Origin of the sequence: Terasakiella sp. SH-1 (assembly GCF_004564135.1) — a bacterium.
GTDB lineage: Bacteria > Pseudomonadota > Alphaproteobacteria > Rhodospirillales > Terasakiellaceae > Terasakiella.
In genome coordinates this window covers 1037663-1057167 of the sequence record NZ_CP038255.1, presented here as the reverse complement: position 1 = coordinate 1057167, position 19505 = coordinate 1037663, and the positions used below count along the sequence as shown (strand labels likewise).

Here is a 19505-nt window from a genome sequence, read left to right as displayed (position 1 = left end):
TATTAAAAGGTCTCTTTGCGTAACATCTCTCGGAAATTTTCGACTTTCTTTGGTCGCGAGAAAAGAAACCCCTGAACTTCATCACAGCCTTCACGGGCCAGAAACGTACGCTGCAATTCCGTTTCTACCCCTTCGGCCAACATACGCAAGCCAAGGGCACGGCCCAATTCCAACATGGCACGCACAATGGCTTCGGCTTCCTTGTTTTTGCCAAGGTCATCGACAAAAGCCTTATCAATTTTGATCATGTCAAAGGGGAAACGGCGCAAGTATGCCAGACTGGAATAGCCTGTACCGAAATCATCCATGGCAAGGCAGACACCCATCTCACGTAATTTCGCCAGACTTTCTTCTGCCCGTTCCGGATTATGCATGACCAGGTTTTCCGTCAGCTCCAGCTCAATATTAAAGCCGGGATGGCCGATGTCATTATACACCCGTTCCAAAGCTTCATGAATTTCATGATTTCTGAACTGGCGCGCCGATACATTAATGGAAATCCGCAAGGTCTTGCCCAGTTCTTCGTGCCAATACATGGCTTCTTTGGCCGCAGTGCGTAACACCCACTCACCGATGTCCACAATCATGCTGGTTTCTTCGGCGATATGAATAAAATCAACCGGGTTAATCAGCCCCTGTTCCGGATGGTTCCAGCGCAGCAAAGCCTCTGCCGCAATAATTTTCCCTGTCGCCAATTCATAAATCGGCTGATATTCCAAATAAAATTCATGGCGATCAATCGCTTTATGAAGGTCATTTTCAATCTGTAAACGCCGCAGGGCACGATCTGTTAAATCCTGTGTAAAGAAGCAAAAGCTCCCTTTCTCCGTTGCCTTGGCCAGATACATGGCGCTGTCAGCATTTTTCATCAAGGTTTCAACATCCCCCCCATCTTGCGGGAACATCGCAACCCCGACACTGCATCCCACATGCAAGTCCTGACCATTATGACAAAAGCTGGTGGCAACTTCTTCGGTCAGGCGCTGTACAATATCAGTGACATGATCTTCACTTTCCGGAGCAAACAGCAAAACCACAAATTCATCCCCACCCAAACGCGCCACCGTGTCCCCGGTGCGCACCGCATTGGAAATTTTCTTTGCGGTTTCACAAATCAGTTGATCCCCGACATTATGCCCCAACGTATCATTGATGGTTTTGAAATTATCCAGATCAATAAATAACAGAGACAACAAACGATTATCACGTTCAGCATGCGCAATCGCCTGCTTGATACGGTCTGTCAGCAAGGTCCGGTTCGCAAGCCCCGTCAGCGCATCATGGTTGGCCTGAAATTCCAGTTTGGCTTCATATTGTTTCTGGTTACTGACATCTTGCAACGTCTCCACTGCACCAAAAATTTCGCCATCATCACTGCGCAACGGTGCTGCTGTAAAATATAACCACTTTGCCCCGGACCTGAAGTTGGGGAAATAATCAGTTGCCTCCCACCCTTCCTCAATTAACGGGGAGGCTGCCCAGATCCCTTTGTAAAACTCACTAATGGCATCATAACTGTTGTTCATCACCAAATCGGCAAGAACGGGACGTTCCTCGTCATAAAATGCTTTCCACTGTTCCTTTGTCCCCACAACCTCATCTGCGGGCGTTCCGATAATGGATTCACATGCCTTATTCCAGTGGGTGACTTGGTGTTCATCATTAAGAACAAACATCGGAACCGGACAACCATCAATGACTTCGGACAGAATTTTCTGATTTTTTTTCAGAGACTTTTCGTAATTCTTCTGCTTGGTGATATCGCGCAATGTTTCCACAGCCCCAATAACACGGCCTTCTTCATCTTCTAAAATGGTTGCACTGAAAGACAGCCATTTGCCGCCATCAGGAAAATGCGGAAAGAAGTCTTCGGCCTCCCAAACACCGTCTAACACATCCGACTTATGGTATTTGCCTGAATAAAACGTCTCGATATCGTCCGGGTTGCCATCCAGTACAATATCCGCCATCGTCGGGCGCTCATCAGCGTAAAAAGCAACCCATGCTTTTTGCGTGCCAATCATCTTATCAGCACGAATGCCTGTGACATTTTCACAAGCCATATTCCAATGGATGATACGATGCTGCGTATCTATAACGAATGTCGGAACAGGCGTACTTTCAATAATTTGCGAAAGAACGCTTTTCCGTCTTTTTTGTTCAGTCAATCTCTTAATCTCAGGCGTGATTTTGGCGTAATTCTTTGTATTTAAGAAATATCATGCGCAATAGAAAGACAAAGAACAAGAGCTTTTTATTGAAAGGCAAAATACTACAAATTTCAAAGATATATTTTCAGGATTACCTTTGACTCCCCACCAGTCCATCCTATTTAATAAAAATATATAAAATACAATCATAACAGGCAGGTGTTCCATGGGACTTTTCTTACCACAACGGAACGTGTTTCCCTTTTTCGGCCTCCTTTTGTTTGCATTTGGAGTATTTTTTGCCACAGCGGGGACCGCACAAACCAAATATGTCATCGGCTTTTCACAAGCCACAACAACCGAACCTTGGCGTATCCTTTTTAATCAAGAGTTACGCAGTGAAGCGGAAAAACACAAGAACCTGACCCTGCTGGTACGCAACGGCCAAGATAGCGTGCCCAAACAAGTCGCTGATATGGAAGAATTCATTGCCCGCAAGGTTGATGCCATTTTGATTTCCCCAAAAGAAGCTGACGGTTTAACAAAAGTCGTCAACAAGGCCCATCAGGCAGGCATTCCCGTTTTTGTTCTAGATCGTGACATCAGCAATGATAAATACACACAATTCATTGGCGGGGATAACAAACTGATCGGACGCGCAGCTGGAAACTATGTGGTTGCCCGATTGGGCGGTACAGGAAAAGCAAAAGGCACGATCCTTGAAATTTGGGGGGGCATGAAGTCCACCCCGGCCCATGACCGCCATAACGGTTTTTGGGAAATTATCTCAAAAGAACCTGGTATCCAGATTTTAAACAAACCTCAAGACGGCGACTGGAAACAGGATAAAGCCTATGAAATTGCGGCCAATGCACTGGAACAACATCCAAAAATTGATATTGTCTATGCCCATAATGACCCGATGGCCTATGGTGCCTATCTTGCAGCATCCGATATCGGGCGAGAAAAAGACATCGCCTTTATCGGGATTGATGCAATTCCGGGGGAAGGTGTCATGTGGGTTCACGAAGGCAAGCTGGACGCCACCTTTCTTTATAAAACCCCCGGTGCCGATGCTATTCGTCAGGCGTTAAAACATCTGGGTGGTGAAAAAATAGAAAAACGCCTGACCTTACCCACAGATACCATCACCCCAGCCAATGCCCCGACCATCTTAAAACATCACAATCTGATTAAGTGAGCGGCGAATGAATAAGGGGGAAGCAAATATCATTCGCACAAGGCTACTCATTGCCTTTAGCAGTATTGTCGCTCTTGTGATTTTGGCCTCAAGCGTTGCCTTAATCGCATTTGATATGTTTGGCGGGGTCGTTGAAAATGCAACAAGCAAAACCATACCACGTATGGCGGCAACAATCCGTTTATCAGAACGCGCCGCCTTGATTGCAGCCGGTGCCCCCAAAATTGCACTGGAACAAACCCATCAGGATGTTTCCGAAGAAATCACCCGGCTGGAAAAACATTATAAGGACATGCGCCATTCCCTGCGCCATCTCAGCAATGAGGAAGGCACCGCTGAATTTAACGCTTTCGTCAAAAATAGTGAAAAAGTCTGGCAACTCACCTTACGAATACGCCAACTCACCCATCAGCGCATTGATCAACACGCCCAACATGAAGCCATCATGAAGGATGTCCATAACCTGCAAAATGAGATGGACGATATCCTTTCCCCTCTGATCTACGGTGTTACCTCACTGACCCGGCTAGAAGGAAGCCGAACCGCCCATCAACTGAGCAGAGGGCTTCCCCCCGCCCCAACCAAAGATGAAAGGCAAAACATCAAAGACAAGATTACAGGGCTGACAGATTACGCCCTGCATAATCTTGATTATGCCATGAGCATGCGAAACAACGCGACGTTAATGGTTAGTTTGCTCAATGGTGTGGCTGAAATGACAGATAAAAATATGCTGGCCCCACTGCGCAACCAATATATCCAAGCCTTCAGTGATTTCCATGAAGCTATCAGCGCGTTTGAAGCAGGCCCCCTTGCCATGCGCAACCCCATCCTCAAGGTCAATTTATTAAAGCTGGAACATCGTTTTAACAGCTATCTTGCTGGCGATAAGAACCTATTTTCCGTCATAGAAAACGAGCTAAAAACTAACGAGAGAATTGTTCAAACACTGAATGAACAACGTAACTTCACAGATTTGATCTTCATTTTGTCAGAAAGTACCGTTGCCGCAGCAGAAAATAACATCGTCAGCATCCAAAATGAATTAGGCGAAACCCTGAACACCAGTGAAATTGCCATTATCATTGTTGCAATTGTCTGCGTAAGTCTTGCCTTTTTCATTATCTATCAAACTCATATTGTCCTCAGCAAACACCAAAGGGATTTGCAACAGGCCAAAGAAACAGCCGAACTGGCAAGTCGGGCAAAATCAGAATTTCTAGCCAATATGTCCCATGAACTTCGCACCCCCTTAAATGCCATCATCGGTTTTTCCGAAGCCATCAAACTGAAAATATTTGATCCTGTGAAAAACGCCGATGCCTATGATGAATATATCGCCACGATCCATACGTCTGGCGTTCACTTGCTCGATGTCATCAACGATGTGCTGGATGTTTCACGGATTGAAGCAGGAAAAATGGTCTTGGAAGAAGAAGATGTTGACCTCCATGAAGTCACACAAGCCAGTATCCGCCTGATCAAGGACCGTGCCCAACAAGGTCAGGTTATTTTAAAAGTCCAGATAGAGGATGACCTCCCCAAAGTCTTTGCCGATAAAACCCGCATGAAACAAATTCTGATCAACCTGCTTTCCAATGCAGTTAAGTTCACCGAAAAAAAAGGTCAGGTCAGTGTGAAAATTTCACATGCCGATAACGGCGGAGTGCTTTTACAAGTGTGTGATAGCGGGATCGGCATGACCAAAGATGAGATTAAAAAAGCCCTTGAGGTTTTTGGTCAGGTAGAAAGCCATATGTCGCGCCGTTTTGAAGGGACCGGCCTTGGGCTTCCGTTGGTTCAATCACTTGTACAGCTGCATGGTTGGGGCATCCGTGTGGAAAGCGAAAAGGGTGAAGGAACAACAATATCCATTCCCATCACCCCAGAACGCCTTGTGCCGCAATCCACGTAGGATCAGGCCCCTAGAAACTGTATTTAGATCACATCTTCCAGATTATCAATAAACCCGGAAACCACCTTCAAGCCCCGTTTCCAGAATTGGGGATCACTGGCATCCAGACCAAAAGGTGCCAAAAGCTCTTTGTGACGTTTGGATCCGCCTGCGCCCAGCATATCACGATATTTCGCCTGAAAGCCTTCATGACCGCCTTGAAACACATCATAAAGGGAATTCACCAGACAGTCCCCAAAGGCATAGGCATAAACATAAAAAGGCGTATGGACAAAATGCGGGATGTAAGCCCAGTAATGTTTATATTCTTCGTCATAACGAAAGGCTGGACCTAAGCTTTCGGTCTGTACACCCATCCAGATTTCACCCAGGCGATCCGGTGTCAGTTCACCACCGCGCCGTTCATCATGAACCTGGCGTTCAAAATCACAAAAGGCGATTTGGCGCACAACGGTGTTGAGCATATCCTCCACCTTACCAGCCAACATAATACGACGGCGTTTGGCATCACCTTCCCCATCCAGCATGGACCGAAACGTCAGCATCTCCCCAAAGACAGAAGCGGTTTCCGCCAAAGTCAGGGGCGTATCAGCCATCAAGCCCCCCTGCCCTGCAGCCAAAACCTGATGCACCCCATGCCCCAATTCATGGGCCAACGTCATCACATCACGCACCTTGCCGTGATAGTTCAACAAAATATAAGGGTGTGCCGATGGCGTCACCGGATGGGCGAAGGCACCGCTATCTTTCCCCACACGCGGGGGCACATCAATCCAGTTTTCATCAAAGAAACGCTGACCGATCTTTGCCATGTCCGGATCAAAGGCATGATAGGCAGATAGAACAGTCTCTTTCGCCTCACCCCACTCAATCTTGCGATCATCATCTTCGGGTAAGGGAGCATTGCGGTCCCAATAATCCATCTTGTCCACACCAAACCATTTGGCTTTCAGCCCATAATAACGGTGTGCCAGATCACCATAAGATTCTTTCACCGAAGAGATCAACGCATCGACGACTTCATCTTCCACAAGGTTGGACAGGTTACGCGCAGAAATCGGACGTTCCAACCCGCGCCAGTCATCTTCAATGGCCTTGTCTTTGGCCAAGGTATTGGTGATCAGGGAAAACAGGCGGATATTATCCCCCAGCACACCCCCAAATGACTTGGCAGCTTCTTTGCGTTCGCTTCCTTCCTTGGAGGACATTTTATCCAGAATGTCGGAAATGGTGACATTCTCCCCCTCATAAGGGAAACGCAGATTTGCCATAGTCTCATCAAACAGGCGGTTCCAGGCCCGCTTGCCGGAAACGGATTTCTCATGCAGCAGCTTTTCCATTTCCTCACTCAACTGATAAGGGCGCATCACCCGCACATCCATCACCCAAGGGCGGTATTTGCTGGCGACCTCATCAGCAAAGAAAGTGTCCAAAACGCTCTCTTCCAACTGATTAATTTCAAGTGTGAAGAATAAAACCTGACTGGACAGGGTTGTGATTTCTTCCTGCATATTCTGATAAAATTGCGCAATCGCTGCATCAGAATTATCAGAGGCATAATGCAATTGGGCAAAGCTGATAATACGCCCTAAAATATCTTCCAATGCCTCATAATCAAGCAGTGCCTGAGCAAAGTCGGCACCATCTAATGAAGCAAGCTTCCCCTGATAATTACCTGCAAACTCAGAAGCCAAACTCTTGGCTTTTGCCAAATCATCTTTCAGTTCTTTACAATCAATAGCCGGATAAAGATGGCTGAGGTCCCAGGTTGGTAAATTTGTCGTCATAAGATATCTTTTCATTTTGAATTAAACGGCGATTTGCGAGTAGAATTGGCGCTTCATCTCGTGAAAGTCAATAACCCAAGATATAATCATGACACAGTACCGCTGGCAAAATCTGGTTTCCATGTTCTTTGATCAGGCCAAGACCAAAGGCGACAAGCCCTTTGTCTGGCAGAAGGTCAATCAACAATATCAACCCACCAGCTGGTCTGAAGCCGCCAGTCAAGTCATCCATCTGGCCCGTGCCCTGCAAAATCACGGGATCAAAAAAGGCGACCGTGTTGTTCTTGTTTCTGAAAATCGCTCACAATGGGGGATTGCTGATCTTGCCATTATGGCTGCTGGTGCCATTACCGTTCCGGCCTACACCACCAACACCATCAATGACCACCGCCATATCCTGAATAATTCACAGGCCAAAGCCGCCATTGTGTCCACACAGAAACTGGCCGAAACTCTATTACCAGCAAGCCACGGAGCAGCTGAGCTGGAATTTGTGGTATCCATGGAACAGTTTGATTTAAAGCAGGAACTTTCCCACCCCATTCATACATGGGAGGCCATGCAGGACATCGGAGCAAGCCTGCAAAGCGATATCATCCATCAGGCAAGTGACCTGACACAGGAAGATACAGCCTGTATTATCTATACCTCAGGCACAGGGGGAACACCAAAAGGCGTCATGCTGCCCCACCGGGCCATATTGCATAATTGCCAGGGGGCGACAAAACTGCTGAAATCCATTGGCTTGGATGATGAAGTTTTCCTTTCTTTCCTGCCGCTGTCTCATTCTTACGAACATACCGCCGGACTGATGTGGCCCATCTATTTGGGGGCACAAATTTATTATGCCGAACGCGCTGATACACTGGCTGCTGATATGGCTGAATGTCATCCGACCCTGATGACTGCCGTGCCGCGTCTATATGAAATGATGCGCGGCAAAATCCTGCGCGGGCTTGAACAGCAACCGGAAACCAAACGGAACCTCTTCATGAAAGCCCATGACCTGGGCCGGGCCAAACATCTTGGGCAACCGCTGGGCCTGTGGGGAACGGTGCAACATCTTGTGCTGGAAAAACTTGTGCGTGATAAAGTGCGCCAACGTTTTGGCGGGCGGCTCAAGGCGATGGTATCAGGCGGGGGCCCCCTTAACCAAGATGTGGGCATCTTCTTTCAGGCCCTTGGCATTCGCATCCTGCAAGGTTACGGACAAACAGAATCAGGCCCGGTCATTAGCGTCAATCCCCCCTATAAAATCAAAATGCAGACCGTCGGCCCCGCCCTTGAACATACCGATATCAAGATTGCACCCGATGGTGAAATCCTTGTGCGCGGCGATCTTGTGATGCAGGGCTATTGGCGCAACCCGAATGCCACACAGGAAACCATTATTGATGGCTGGCTCCATACCGGTGATGTCGGTTTTATTGATGATGATGGCTTCCTGCAAATTACCGATCGTAAAAAAGATATCATCGTCAATTCAGGCGGGGACAATATTTCCCCACAACGGGTTGAAGGCTTTCTATCCCTGCAACGTGAAATCGCCCAATCCATGGTCTATGGCGACCAGCGCCCTCATCTCGTTGCCTTAATCGTACCGGATGAAGAATTCGTTGAAAACTGGGCGAAAGAAAACTCATGTGATCATGACCCCGCTCAAATCATCGCCAATGAAGATTTCAAAAATGAAATTGCCAAAGCGGTTGCACGGGTCAATCAAGACCTATCAAATATTGAAAAGGTCAGAAAATTTATCCTGAGCGACACAGCCTTCACAATCGAAAATGAGCAAATGACCCCGACCTTGAAAATTCGACGCCATATGATCAAAGCCCAATATGGGGATGCGCTCTCACAACTTTATAGATAATCCCCACCCACCTATACATAGGGATAATCGCCTTCATATCGCGCAGCGTTTATACTGTATGAAAAAAATACATACAAAGTTGAAACAGGGCGCATATGTTACAAAAAGTACTCAGTCACAGTGAACTTTCCATCGCACAGCGCTTGTGCGAAATTCACGAAGAAATCCGCACTCTTCACCCTGAACTGTGCCGCATTGCCATCGCCATTTATGATCGTGAAACGGACAAGCTGAAAACATTTGCCCATTCAACAGAAGGGGACTCCCCCATCAGCTTTTATGAGGCCCAACTCAGCGAAGCAAAGTCCTTGCAGGACATTGCCCAATCCCATGATGCAAGGGTGATTGATGACTTAAGAGAGCTGCCGACAAATAACAGGCACACTGATAAATTACTGGAATCCGGCTATTTATCCAGCATGACCATCCCCATCAACTTTAAAGGGGCCTTATATGGTTTTCTGTTCTTTAATGCGACAGAACCCTCTTATTTCAATGAAGCGCGACGCAGTGGGATCAAAGCCTATGCCGGCGTGATTTCTTTATTGGTCGTAAATGAACTCCAGACCCTCAAAACCTTTAGAGGTGCAGTCAAAACCGCACGGGAATTCAGCCGTCAACGCGATGAAGAAACAGGTAATCATCTGGAACGTATGTCCCGCTTTTCCCGCCTGATTGCCCGTGACCTTGCCCCAAAACATGGCAAGGAAGAAGACTGGGTGGAATATATCTTTCAATTTGCCCCGCTTCATGATGTCGGCAAGGTCGCCATCCCGGACAATATCCTTCTCAAACCCGGTCGTTTAGATACCGATGAATTGGATGTCATGCGCACCCATGTGCAAAAAGGTAGCGATATCATCACGGTGATGAGCCAGGAATTCGATCTGGATGCACTCAATCACTTTGATATTTTGCGCAACATCATTGCTGGGCATCATGAAAAAATGGATGGTTCCGGCTATCCCTTGGGTCTAAAAGGCGAAGAAATCCCATTGGAAGCACGTATTTGCGCTGTTGCTGATATCTTTGACGCCCTGACCAGTTGTCGCCCCTATAAAAAGCCCTGGACAAATGAAGAGGCCATGGGACTGTTGCGCGATCAGGCTGGCAAAGAACTGGATCAGGAATGCGTGGACTCTTTCATCAGCCAAATAGATGAAGTCGAACGCATCCAGAAAGAATTTGTCGAAGACTTCGCCGGGTAAAAAACTACCGCAAACGCACATTTTTGCTGCGACGCAATGTACGCAACATTGTTTATGCTGCAAACATTTTGACGTAACTTTTCACCCGATTACCAAGGGAACGACTTCATTTCTTGCGATTTTTAGGACAGCCCAACTTACCTATTGAAATCTGGTATTTTCTCCCCTGATACTTACATAATAAAGAAACAAAACACACAGGGAAGAACCATGAATATTCAACGCGATGTGACGCTGTCGGATAAATACGCCTTGGAATGTGGGCAAGCCTATATGACGGGCACGCAAGCCCTTGTACGTCTGCCCATGCTGCAACGACAACGTGACCAACTCCAAGGTCTCAAGACGGCCTGTTTTATTTCCGGCTATCGTGGCTCCCCCCTTGGTAATCTGGATCGTGAGCTATGGAAAGCCAAAGAATTCATTGCCAAACAACATATTAAATTTGAACCCGGCGTAAACGAAGAACTGGGGGCCACATCCGTATGGGGCAGCCAACAAGTCGGCCTGTTCCCCGATGCCATGTATGATGGTGTCTTTGGTATGTGGTATGGCAAAACACCGGGGATTGATCGTTCCGGCGATGTGCTTAAACATGCCAACTATGCAGGCACATCCCCCAATGGCGGCGTGCTGGCCTTGGCTGGGGATGACCATAACTGCAAATCATCCACTATTCCGTGCCAATCTGAATATGCCTTTATGGATGCCCAAATCCCTGTGCTGAACCCATCCAATGTGCAAGAGTTTCTGGATTACGGTGTTCTGGGGTGGGAAATGTCGCGTTTTTCCGGCTGCTGGGTCGGGATGAAAACCATTTCTGAAACGGTTGATGCCTCCGCCTCTGTCTATGTGGACCCGGTGCGCATTCAAACCGTCTATCCCGATTTTACCTTCCCAGATGGCGGCGTGCATATTCGCTGGCCGGATAAGCCACTGGAACAAGAATACCGCCTGCAAAAATATAAACTCTATGCCGCCCTTGCCTTTGCACGCGCCAACAAGCTTGACCAGATTATGATTGATAGCGACAAGGCACGACTTGGCATTGTCACATCGGGTAAGTCTTATCAGGATGTCCTTCAAGCGCTTAGTGATCTGGGTATTGATCAGGCACGCGCCAGCGAACTGGGCATCCGCCTTTACAAAGTTGCCATGCCCTGGCCGCTGGAACCCGAAGGCATCAAGGAATTCGCCAAAGGGCTGGATGAAATTCTGGTGGTCGAAGAAAAACGCGCCGTTATTGAAAACCAGCTGAAAGAGCAGCTTTATAATTGGCTGGAAAAAGACCGTCCCCATGTCTATGGCAAATTCGATGATGCAGGTGACTGGATTTTACCCAGTGCCAATGAACTATCCCCCGCACGCATCGCCCGTGTCATTGCAACCCGCATTCAAAAATATTACAGTGATGCTGCTATTGAAGAACGCCTCAAATGGCTGGATGCCAAAGAAATAGAGCTGGCAAAACCACGACGCACAACCCAGCGCATGCCGACATTTTGTTCTGGCTGTCCACATAATACATCCACCAAATTGCCAGAAGGTTCACGCGCTCTTGCCGGGATTGGTTGTCACTATATGGCAACATGGGTGCGCGCCGAACAAACCCAGACCTTCACCCAGATGGGCGGTGAAGGTGTGCCTTGGGTCGGTCAAAGCCATTTCACCAAGGAAAAGCATGTTTTTGCCAATTTAGGCGATGGCACCTATTACCATTCCGGCATTCTTGCCATTCGCCAAGCTTTGGGCGCCAATGTCAATATCACCTATAAAATCCTGTTTAATGCCGCTGTTGCCATGACCGGCGGGCAACCTGTTGATGGGCCGTTGACTGTTCAGGGCCTGACCAAGCAGCTTCATGGTGAAGGCGTCAAACGGATCGCCATTGTCTCTGACGATCCCCATAAATATCCCACCAAGACGGATTTTGCCCCCGATGTCACCTTTCACCATCGTGATGATCTGGATGAAATTCAGCGCGACCTGCGCAACTGGCCCGGTGTATCGGTTATGATCTATGACCAACATTGTGCAACCGAACTGCGGCGCAAACGCAAACGCGGACAGGTTGATACCCCCAATCAACGCCTGTTCATCAATGATGCCGTCTGCGAAGGATGTGGGGATTGTGGTGTGGCTTCTAATTGCGTGTCCATTACGCCCAAGGAAACAGTGCTGGGGCGCAAACGCAAAATTGATCAATCCACCTGCAACATGGATTACTCCTGCGTCAATGGTTTTTGCCCCAGCTTTGTCTCTGTCCATGGGGCCGCTTTGCGCAAAAAAGAAGGGCTGATCAAGGACGATCAATTTGCCACGACCAACCTACCAGCCCCGATCCTGCCAGATACGAAAGAAACCTATTCAATTGTCGTCACAGGTATTGGCGGCACAGGGGTTGTGACCATTGGGGCGCTGCTTGGTATTGCCGCCCATATGGAAAACAAGGGGGTTTCGGTTCTCGATATGACAGGGCTGGCCCAAAAGAATGGATCAGTTATTTCCCATATCCGCTTGGCAAATAAACCGGAAGATATCTATTCCGTCAAAATTCCGGCAGGTGAAGCTGACCTCATGCTGGGCTGTGATCTTGTGACCTCCGCCAGTTATGATGCTTTGGCGAAACTCAAGGCTGGAAAATCAAAAGCGATCATCAATGACCACAAAGTCATGACGCCCGATTTTGCCTGCAATCGTGATGCCCCCTTCCCGCTGAACGCCATGAAACAAACCATTGCACAATCCGTTGATGAAAAGGACAGCTGGTTCTTTGATGCCAGCCAACTGGCCTCCAAACTGCTGGGTGATTCCATCGGGTCTAACCTGTTTGTGGTTGGTTATGCGTTCCAGCGTGGCCTCATCCCCATCAGCGAAGGCTCCCTGCTGAAAGCGATTGAACTCAATGGAGTGAAAGTCGCTTTCAATCAACGCGCCTTTATTCTGGGTCGTTGGGCCGCCCATGATATTGATAAGCTGTTAGACTTGATTGCCGATGAAAAACCTGAATTCATTCAGGATGATCTGGAAGCCCTGATCAAACATCGCATCCAGTTCCTCACCGATTATCAGGACGAGGCTTATGCTGAACGTTATGCCAATATGGTCTCTCGCGTCTATCGCGCCGAACAGGAACTGGGCACAGGATCGCAGGAACTGACCAAATCCGTCGCCCATGTACTGGCAAAACTCATGGCCTATAAGGATGAATATGAAGTCGCCCGTCTTTATAGTCATCCTGATTTTAAACAAAAACTGGAAGATCAGTTTGAAGGCAATTACAAGCTCACCTTCCACCTTGCCCCGCCCCTATTGGCTGATAAAGACCCGCGCAGTGGACAGCTTTATAAAAAGGAATATGGCCCGTGGGTGTTGTCTGTTTTCAAAATGTTGGCACGGTTTAAAGGATTGCGCGGCAGCAAATATGACCTATTTGGCAAAACGGCTGAGCGCCGGATGGAACGTGAACTTATCTCCGAATATATGGGGGTTCTGGAAGAAATTTGTCAGAAGCTCAAACCCTATAACCTTGACCTTGCCATTGAAATCGCCGACCTGCCCCGTGAAATCCGTGGGTATGGGCATATCAAGGAACAGGCGGTGAAAGAAGTCCGCGCCCGTGAGAAAGAATTGATCAAACAGTTTAAGGAAAAAAGTGCAGCCCCACTAGCTGCACAGTAATTTCCTAGAGCACATACCATAAAAGCGCAGGTAAGGTGGCAAACCCCAAAAAGGTAGATACGATCACCAAACCTGCGACTTCCTGTGGTCGCTGATCATAAAGCTGCGCAAACAAATAGCTAAACACCGCTGCTGGCAGGGCACATTCCAAAATCACCACCCCAGCTGCGGGACCGCTTAACCCCATTATCTCAACCAGACCAACGCCAACACCAAAGCCCATGCCAAGGCGTAAAACAGATAACCAAAGCGCTGTACCCAACCCGCCAATTTTCAAGCTGGCCAGAGAAACACCCAAGGTAAAAAGCATTAATGGGATCGTCAGATCACCAATCAGTTTGGTCGTATTAAACAGCCAGGCCGGGACCTCAAGCTCAGTAAAAAGGAAAACCGATGCTAAAAGAGTGGCTGGAATAATCGGCATTTTCAAAATGCTTTTAGGCGAAAAGCTACCTGAAACAAACGCCACCCCGACCGTTAGCTGGATCACCACATAGACGGTGAAAAAAGTAATCGCCAGTGCCAAGCCTTCTTCACCAAAAGCCAGAAGACATAATGGCAGGCCGATATTCCCCACATTGGGCCAGGTCAGTGCCTGCAAAAAAGCACGTTGGGGCAATTTAAAAATTGCCAAGGCCACCGCCCCGATCACGGCAAAGGCCACATTGGCATAAAGCGCGGCCATCCCCATGTCCCAGAGCTTGGACATATCCAGCTCCACCTTAGCCAGCGCATAAAAGACCAGACAAGGTGTTGCAAAATAAGTCACAATTGTTGTGACCATGGGGGTATCAAACGTGCGACCACTTTTGGACCAGCCATAACCGATCCCCACACATACGAAAACCGGCGCCAAAATGGAAAAGATTTCCCCAAACATAATTAGCTTACAGTCGCAATGCGCAAGATATTGGTCGCCCCCGGCGTCCCAAAGGGCACCCCGGCTGTCACGACCAGACTATCACCACGCTCACCGATTTTTTCGGCCTTGGCCACTTTACGTGCCCCTTTCACCATTTCCGCAAAATCCGCTGCATCCGGGGAGACAGCCGATACAACGCCCCAGACAAGGGCAAGTTTACGCGCTGTTTCCACCTTGGGTGTCAGGCCAAGAATACAGGTTTCCGGGCGTTCACGCGCCACACGATAGGTCGTGGACCCGGTTGTCGTATAGGTCACAATGGCTGCTGCCTTAAGGGTCCCAGATACCTGACGGGCCGCCGCACTAATGGCATCTGCCTCGGTTGCTTCCGGGGCATGGCGATCAGATTCACGAATGCGGCGATAAAGCGTATCACTTTCCACACGTTGAATGATGCGGTCCATGATCTCAACCGTTTCAATCGGATAATCCCCGGCAGCGGTTTCAGCTGACAGCATCACCGCATCTGCGCCATCATAAACAGCCGTTGCCACATCTGATGCTTCTGCGCGGGTCGGGGCTGGGGCACTGACCATGGAATCAAGCATCTGTGTTGCCACAATCACCGGGCGTCCTTTTTGACGCGCCAATGAGATAATCCGTTTTTGCAAAATCGGGACATCTTCCGGCGGCATTTCCACACCCAGATCACCACGTGCAACCATCACCGCATCGGTCAATTCCATGATCTCTTCCAGATCGTCAATAGCCGATGGCTTTTCCAGCTTGGCAATAATGGAGGCTTTTTTACCAATTAACTTGCGGGCTTCACGAATGTCATCTGCCTTTTGTACAAAGGACAGAGCTACCCAATCCACACCAAGCTGCAAGCCAAAACGCAAATCCGCAATATCTTTTTCTGTCAAAGCAGACAGCGGCAAAACCGCATCCGGAACATTCACCCCCTTGCGATCGCTTAAGGTACCATCGACCAAAACCTCGGTTTCAGCATAATCTTCGCCACATTCAATGACTTTAAGGCGCATCTTGCCATCATCAAGCAACAGCGTCATATCCGGTTTCAACACTGCAAAAATTTCAGGATGAGGCAACGGTGCACGCGTTACATCCCCCGGTGTCATATCCAGATCAAGGCGAAAGCGACGCCCCATGCCCAGCAACACACTGCCATCACGAAATGCCCCAAGGCGGAGCTTCGGACCTTGCAAGTCCATCATAATGCCGATCGGGCTGTTTAATTCTTTCTCCACATCGCGAATGGCATCGTAACGTTCTTTATGATCTTCATGGGACCCATGAGAGAAATTCAGGCGAAAGACATCAGCCCCTGCTGTAAACAACTGTTCGATACGCACGCGAGTTGAGCTAGACGGACCCAACGTTGCGATGATTTTTGCATTTCTTGATCTTTTCATAATAAGGGTCAGAACCTATTCATTTACTGAGTTTGGCGGAGATAAAAATAAAGCTACGTCAAGAATAACGAGATGCATTTAGATTTCCACAATATTTTCGTGCTACAATGTCAAACAGATCGAAATTTCATGAAGTTGACATATTAGTGCGATGTTTGAATCTCTTCAAAAAATGCTGCTGAATAAAGCCATGGACAAGCCCAAGGATAAAAAGAAAAAAGGGGCGAAGTCCAAAACAGGTAAAAAAGCAAAAGCGAAAATCAAGCCACAACAAGATGCGGATATCCGCTCCGATTCTCGCATTGCCCTGGACGATGCCATCGACAAGCTTGAAAACAGCGGCGTCAGAATGGACGATATGCTGGCAAAAAATGAAGAACTGCTGGCCGAGGTCAAACGTGAAGCCGCCCGTAAAATGACACCGGAACGTCGGGCCTTGATTGATTCGGCCATGAAAGTGCGCAAAGCCAAGCAAGACATCCTTAACGGACTGGACGACGAAACCCGTGCGCGACTTTACCTGACGGCGATTAAGGCTTTTGGCGGGAAATAAAATTACAAGTCACGTGGTTTGATAAAGCTTTTAAGCTGACCGCTTTGCGCGGTGATATCGCGCCATTGTTCCACATCAAAACGGATATGGGCACAAGCCGCTGTTGGAAATTTCAAACACATCTCGCGCAAGGCTTCTGCGTCTCCCTGATGACAGAGCAAATGTGCAACATCTTCCAATCCCGGATTATGACCAATCATCATCAAGACCTCAGGGTCATGCTTCACCCCTTGGATCATATTCAAAATCACCTGATCTTCTGCATGATATAAATCGCGCCTCATTTCAATCTGGATGGGATGGCAATAAATATCCAGCAACGCCATGAGAGTTTGGCGGGTACGTTGTGCCGTTGAACAGAGAATCGTATCCGGTAGGGGCCTTTCTTGAGACAGAAAAACTGCCATATCCTGCGCGGCCTTACGCCCACGATGATTTAAAGGGCGATCAAAATCAACCAAAGCCGGATCAGACCAGCTGGATTTGGCATGACGTAAAAGCAAAAGCTGCTTCATTTCAGCGATATCTCCTTCGTTACGTTACAATCATAGCGAACCATCATAAAAGTTTCATCTTTTTCAGCTATTTCCCCGCTAAACATTTCCCTCAGTCCCTTCTATAGACTATAAATTCAACATTCGTCCTGACCCTAAAACCTGCATTGGAGATGATTGACATGGCAACACAGCAACAAACACAAAAAAAAGTCGCACCTCCTTCTATTCCGATGGATTCACCGGAACGGTTTATTAACCGTGAACTTTCCTGGCTATCCTTCAACACACGGGTTTTAGATGAAGCCGACAACGAACATCATCCGCTTTTGGAACGCCTGCGTTTCCTGTCTATTTCAGCAGCCAACCTTGATGAATTTTACATGGTCCGCGTGGCCGGTTTGAACGGTCAGGTTCACGCCGGGGTCAAAACACTCAGCTATGATGGCCTCAGCCCCGCCCAACAGCTGGAACAAATTCATGAGGCCGCAGATAAACTGGTAACAGGTCAACAAGAACGCTACCGCGCCCTTCGCGCCCTCTTGCTGAAAGAAGGCATTAAGGTCTTAAAATGCGAAGATATCCCCAAACGCGATATCGGCTGGCTGGAGGAACATTTCATCCATCAGATTTTCCCGTCCCTGACCCCGCTGGCAATTGACCCGGCCCACCCCTTCCCGTTTATTCCAAACCTGGGGCTAGCCATGATGTTTGGGCTGGAATCCACCATTGATCAGCAGCCCCTTAAAGCGCTTGTCCCGCTGCCGCAAATGCTGCCGCGTTTTGTGCGCCTGCCCGATTACGGTAAAACCATCCGTTTCATGCCGATTGAAGAAGTCATCCGCCTGTTCCTTGATCGGCTGTTCCCGAACTACACGGTTTCTTCTTCCGGTCTGTTCAAAATCATTCGTGATAGTGAAATGGAAATCGACGAAGAAGCCGAAGATTTGGTCCGCACCTTTGAAACGGCACTGAAACGCCGTCGTCGCGGATCCGTCATTCGGCTGTCTATTGATGCAGGTATGCCTGCTGAACTGCGTGATCTGGTGATTGAAGAACTGGATGTGGATAGAGCAGACTGTTTCGTGCTGGATGGCCTGCTGGGTCTGGCTGATATCAAGGAATTGATCTGTGATGAACGCGCCGATTTACAATTCCGCCCCTATAATGTTCGTTTCCCTGAACGTATCCGCGATTTCGGTGGGGACTGTTTTGCCGCCATTCGCAAAAAAGATTTCGTCGTGCATCACCCCTATGAAAGCTTCGATGCGGTTGTGCAGTTTGTTCTTCAAGCTGCCCGTGACCCAGAAGTTGTCGCGATTAAACAAACGCTTTATCGCACATCCAACAACTCCCCGATTATTAAGGCCCTGATCGAAGCGGCAGAAGCTGGAAAATCTGTAACGGCTATGGTCGAATTAAAAGCGCGTTTTGATGAAGAAGCCAACATCCGCTGGGCGCGTGATCTGGAACGTGCCGGTGCACAAGTGGTCTATGGCTTTGTCGATAAAAAGACCCATGCCAAGATCAACCTTGTTGTGCGTCGTGAAGGGGAAAAACTGCGCTCTTACGTTCACCTTGGTACCGGGAACTATCACCCTATTACGGCCAAAATTTATACCGACCTGTCCTTCTTCTCCTGTGACCCGGCCCTGTGTCGCGATGCGACCAAGCTGTTTAACTATATGACAGGATATGCTGAACCGGAAAAAATGGAAAAGATGGAATATTCGCCGCTGACCTTGCGCGATACCATCATTGACGGCATTAAGAACGAAATCAAAAATGCCAAGGCGAAAAAGCCTGCCCATGTCTGGGCGAAAATGAATTCGGTTGTGGACCCCAAAATTATTGATGCCCTTTACGAAGCCTCTCAGGCAGGTGTTCAGGTTGATCTGGTCATTCGCGGAATTTGCTGTCTGCGTCCGGGGGTACCGGGGCTATCAGAAAACATCCGGGTCAAATCCATTGTTGGTCGTTTCCTTGAACATTCCCGTATTGTCTGTTTTGGCAATGGTGGCAAGCTGCCTAATTCCAAGGCAAAGATTTATATTTCTTCGGCGGACTGGATGCCACGCAATCTGGATCGTCGTGTTGAAACACTTATTCCTATTGAAACAGATACGGTTCATCGCCAAATCCTAGATCAGATCATGGTTGCCAACTTAAAGGATGAGGCACAAAGCTGGGTCCTGAAAGCCGATGGTTCCTTTGATCGCGTGACAAATGGTGAAGATGCCTTCTCCTGTCATACCTATTTCATGACGAACCCCAGCCTGTCTGGCCGTGGGTCTGCCCTGAAGAAAAAAGGCACCAGCCTGAAAAAGCTAATGTTGGACTAAGAA

At 48.3% G+C, this 19505-nt stretch carries 12 protein-coding genes; 7 read left to right on the top strand and 5 right to left on the bottom strand.

Going from position 1 to position 19505, the window contains the following annotated elements; all coding sequences use genetic code 11:
* Window positions 1-2: 2 nt before the first annotated feature.
* On the bottom strand, window positions 3-2168 hold the full coding sequence (locus tag E4K71_RS04815; protein ID WP_135077296.1) for a bifunctional diguanylate cyclase/phosphodiesterase: 2166 nt from the start codon (window positions 2166-2168) through the stop codon (window positions 3-5).
* A gap of 208 nt (window positions 2169-2376) precedes the next feature.
* Between E4K71_RS04815 and E4K71_RS04810 the strand changes: the two genes are divergently transcribed.
* Together E4K71_RS04810 and E4K71_RS04805 are read left to right on the top strand one after the other, a co-directional pair.
* On the top strand, window positions 2377-3351 hold the full coding sequence (locus E4K71_RS04810; protein ID WP_135077294.1) for a substrate-binding domain-containing protein: 975 nt from the start codon (window positions 2377-2379) through the stop codon (window positions 3349-3351).
* A 7-nt stretch (window positions 3352-3358) separates the two neighbouring features.
* Window positions 3359-5266, top strand: coding sequence for an ATP-binding protein (locus E4K71_RS04805; protein WP_135077292.1), 1908 nt, complete (start codon window positions 3359-3361; stop codon window positions 5264-5266).
* 23 nt (window positions 5267-5289) lie between these two features.
* Here E4K71_RS04805 and E4K71_RS04800 read toward each other — a convergent pair whose 3' ends face one another.
* A complete protein-coding gene (locus tag E4K71_RS04800) occupies window positions 5290-7053 on the bottom strand; it encodes a M3 family oligoendopeptidase (protein WP_167730291.1) in 1764 nt (587 codons plus the stop codon).
* Between the two features lie 88 nt (window positions 7054-7141).
* Between E4K71_RS04800 and E4K71_RS04795 the strand changes: the two genes are divergently transcribed.
* The 3 genes from E4K71_RS04795 (at window position 7142) to E4K71_RS04785 (ending at window position 13815) form a co-directional block, all read left to right on the top strand.
* Complete coding sequence (locus tag E4K71_RS04795; protein WP_135077288.1) at window positions 7142-8926, top strand: long-chain fatty acid--CoA ligase; 1785 nt, start codon at window positions 7142-7144, stop codon at window positions 8924-8926.
* Window positions 8927-9021: 95 nt separating this feature from the next.
* Entirely contained in the window at window positions 9022-10134 is a 1113-nt protein-coding gene (locus E4K71_RS04790; RefSeq protein ID WP_135077286.1) for an HD domain-containing phosphohydrolase, read from the top strand.
* Between the two features lie 210 nt (window positions 10135-10344).
* Window positions 10345-13815, top strand: a complete 3471-nt coding sequence (locus tag E4K71_RS04785) for an indolepyruvate ferredoxin oxidoreductase family protein (RefSeq protein ID WP_135077284.1) — start codon at window positions 10345-10347, stop codon at window positions 13813-13815.
* Window positions 13816-13819: 4 nt separating this feature from the next.
* Here E4K71_RS04785 and E4K71_RS04780 read toward each other — a convergent pair whose 3' ends face one another.
* Window positions 13820-14695 (bottom strand): AEC family transporter, encoded by an 876-nt coding sequence (locus E4K71_RS04780; RefSeq protein ID WP_135077282.1) that lies wholly within the window; start codon window positions 14693-14695, stop codon window positions 13820-13822.
* Between the two features lie 2 nt (window positions 14696-14697).
* Window positions 14698-16113 (bottom strand): pyruvate kinase, encoded by a 1416-nt coding sequence (pyk, locus tag E4K71_RS04775; RefSeq protein WP_135077280.1) that lies wholly within the window; start codon window positions 16111-16113, stop codon window positions 14698-14700.
* 151 nt (window positions 16114-16264) lie between these two features.
* Here pyk and E4K71_RS04770 point away from each other — a divergent pair, with 151 nt between their 5' ends.
* Window positions 16265-16666, top strand: a complete 402-nt coding sequence (locus E4K71_RS04770; protein ID WP_135077278.1) for a hypothetical protein — start codon at window positions 16265-16267, stop codon at window positions 16664-16666.
* A 2-nt stretch (window positions 16667-16668) separates the two neighbouring features.
* Here E4K71_RS04770 and E4K71_RS04765 read toward each other — a convergent pair whose 3' ends face one another.
* Window positions 16669-17181, bottom strand: a complete 513-nt coding sequence (locus E4K71_RS04765) for a histidine phosphatase family protein (RefSeq protein ID WP_135077276.1) — start codon at window positions 17179-17181, stop codon at window positions 16669-16671.
* A gap of 161 nt (window positions 17182-17342) precedes the next feature.
* Here E4K71_RS04765 and E4K71_RS04760 point away from each other — a divergent pair, with 161 nt between their 5' ends.
* The gene (locus E4K71_RS04760; RefSeq protein ID WP_135077274.1) at window positions 17343-19502 is read left to right on the top strand and encodes an RNA degradosome polyphosphate kinase; all 2160 of its coding nucleotides are present in this window, start codon (window positions 17343-17345) and stop codon (window positions 19500-19502) included.
* The last annotated feature ends 3 nt before the right edge of the window (window positions 19503-19505 follow it).

What these genes read in the sequence shown, in the direction of transcription:
- E4K71_RS04810 (WP_135077294.1), top strand. Translation starts at nt 2,377, where the DNA reads ATGGGACTTTTCTTACCACAACGGAACGTGTTTCCCTTTTTCGGCCTC.
- E4K71_RS04805 (WP_135077292.1), top strand. Translation starts at nt 3,359, where the DNA reads ATGAATAAGGGGGAAGCAAATATCATTCGCACAAGGCTACTCATTGCC.
- E4K71_RS04800 (WP_167730291.1), bottom strand. Translation starts at nt 7,053, where the DNA reads ATGACGACAAATTTACCAACCTGGGACCTCAGCCATCTTTATCCGGCT.
- E4K71_RS04795 (WP_135077288.1), top strand. Translation starts at nt 7,142, where the DNA reads ATGACACAGTACCGCTGGCAAAATCTGGTTTCCATGTTCTTTGATCAG.
- E4K71_RS04790 (WP_135077286.1), top strand. Translation starts at nt 9,022, where the DNA reads ATGTTACAAAAAGTACTCAGTCACAGTGAACTTTCCATCGCACAGCGC.
- E4K71_RS04785 (WP_135077284.1), top strand. Translation starts at nt 10,345, where the DNA reads ATGAATATTCAACGCGATGTGACGCTGTCGGATAAATACGCCTTGGAA.
- E4K71_RS04780 (WP_135077282.1), bottom strand. Translation starts at nt 14,695, where the DNA reads ATGTTTGGGGAAATCTTTTCCATTTTGGCGCCGGTTTTCGTATGTGTG.
- pyk (WP_135077280.1), bottom strand. Translation starts at nt 16,113, where the DNA reads ATGAAAAGATCAAGAAATGCAAAAATCATCGCAACGTTGGGTCCGTCT.
- E4K71_RS04770 (WP_135077278.1), top strand. Translation starts at nt 16,265, where the DNA reads ATGTTTGAATCTCTTCAAAAAATGCTGCTGAATAAAGCCATGGACAAG.
- E4K71_RS04765 (WP_135077276.1), bottom strand. Translation starts at nt 17,181, where the DNA reads ATGAAGCAGCTTTTGCTTTTACGTCATGCCAAATCCAGCTGGTCTGAT.
- E4K71_RS04760 (WP_135077274.1), top strand. Translation starts at nt 17,343, where the DNA reads ATGGCAACACAGCAACAAACACAAAAAAAAGTCGCACCTCCTTCTATT.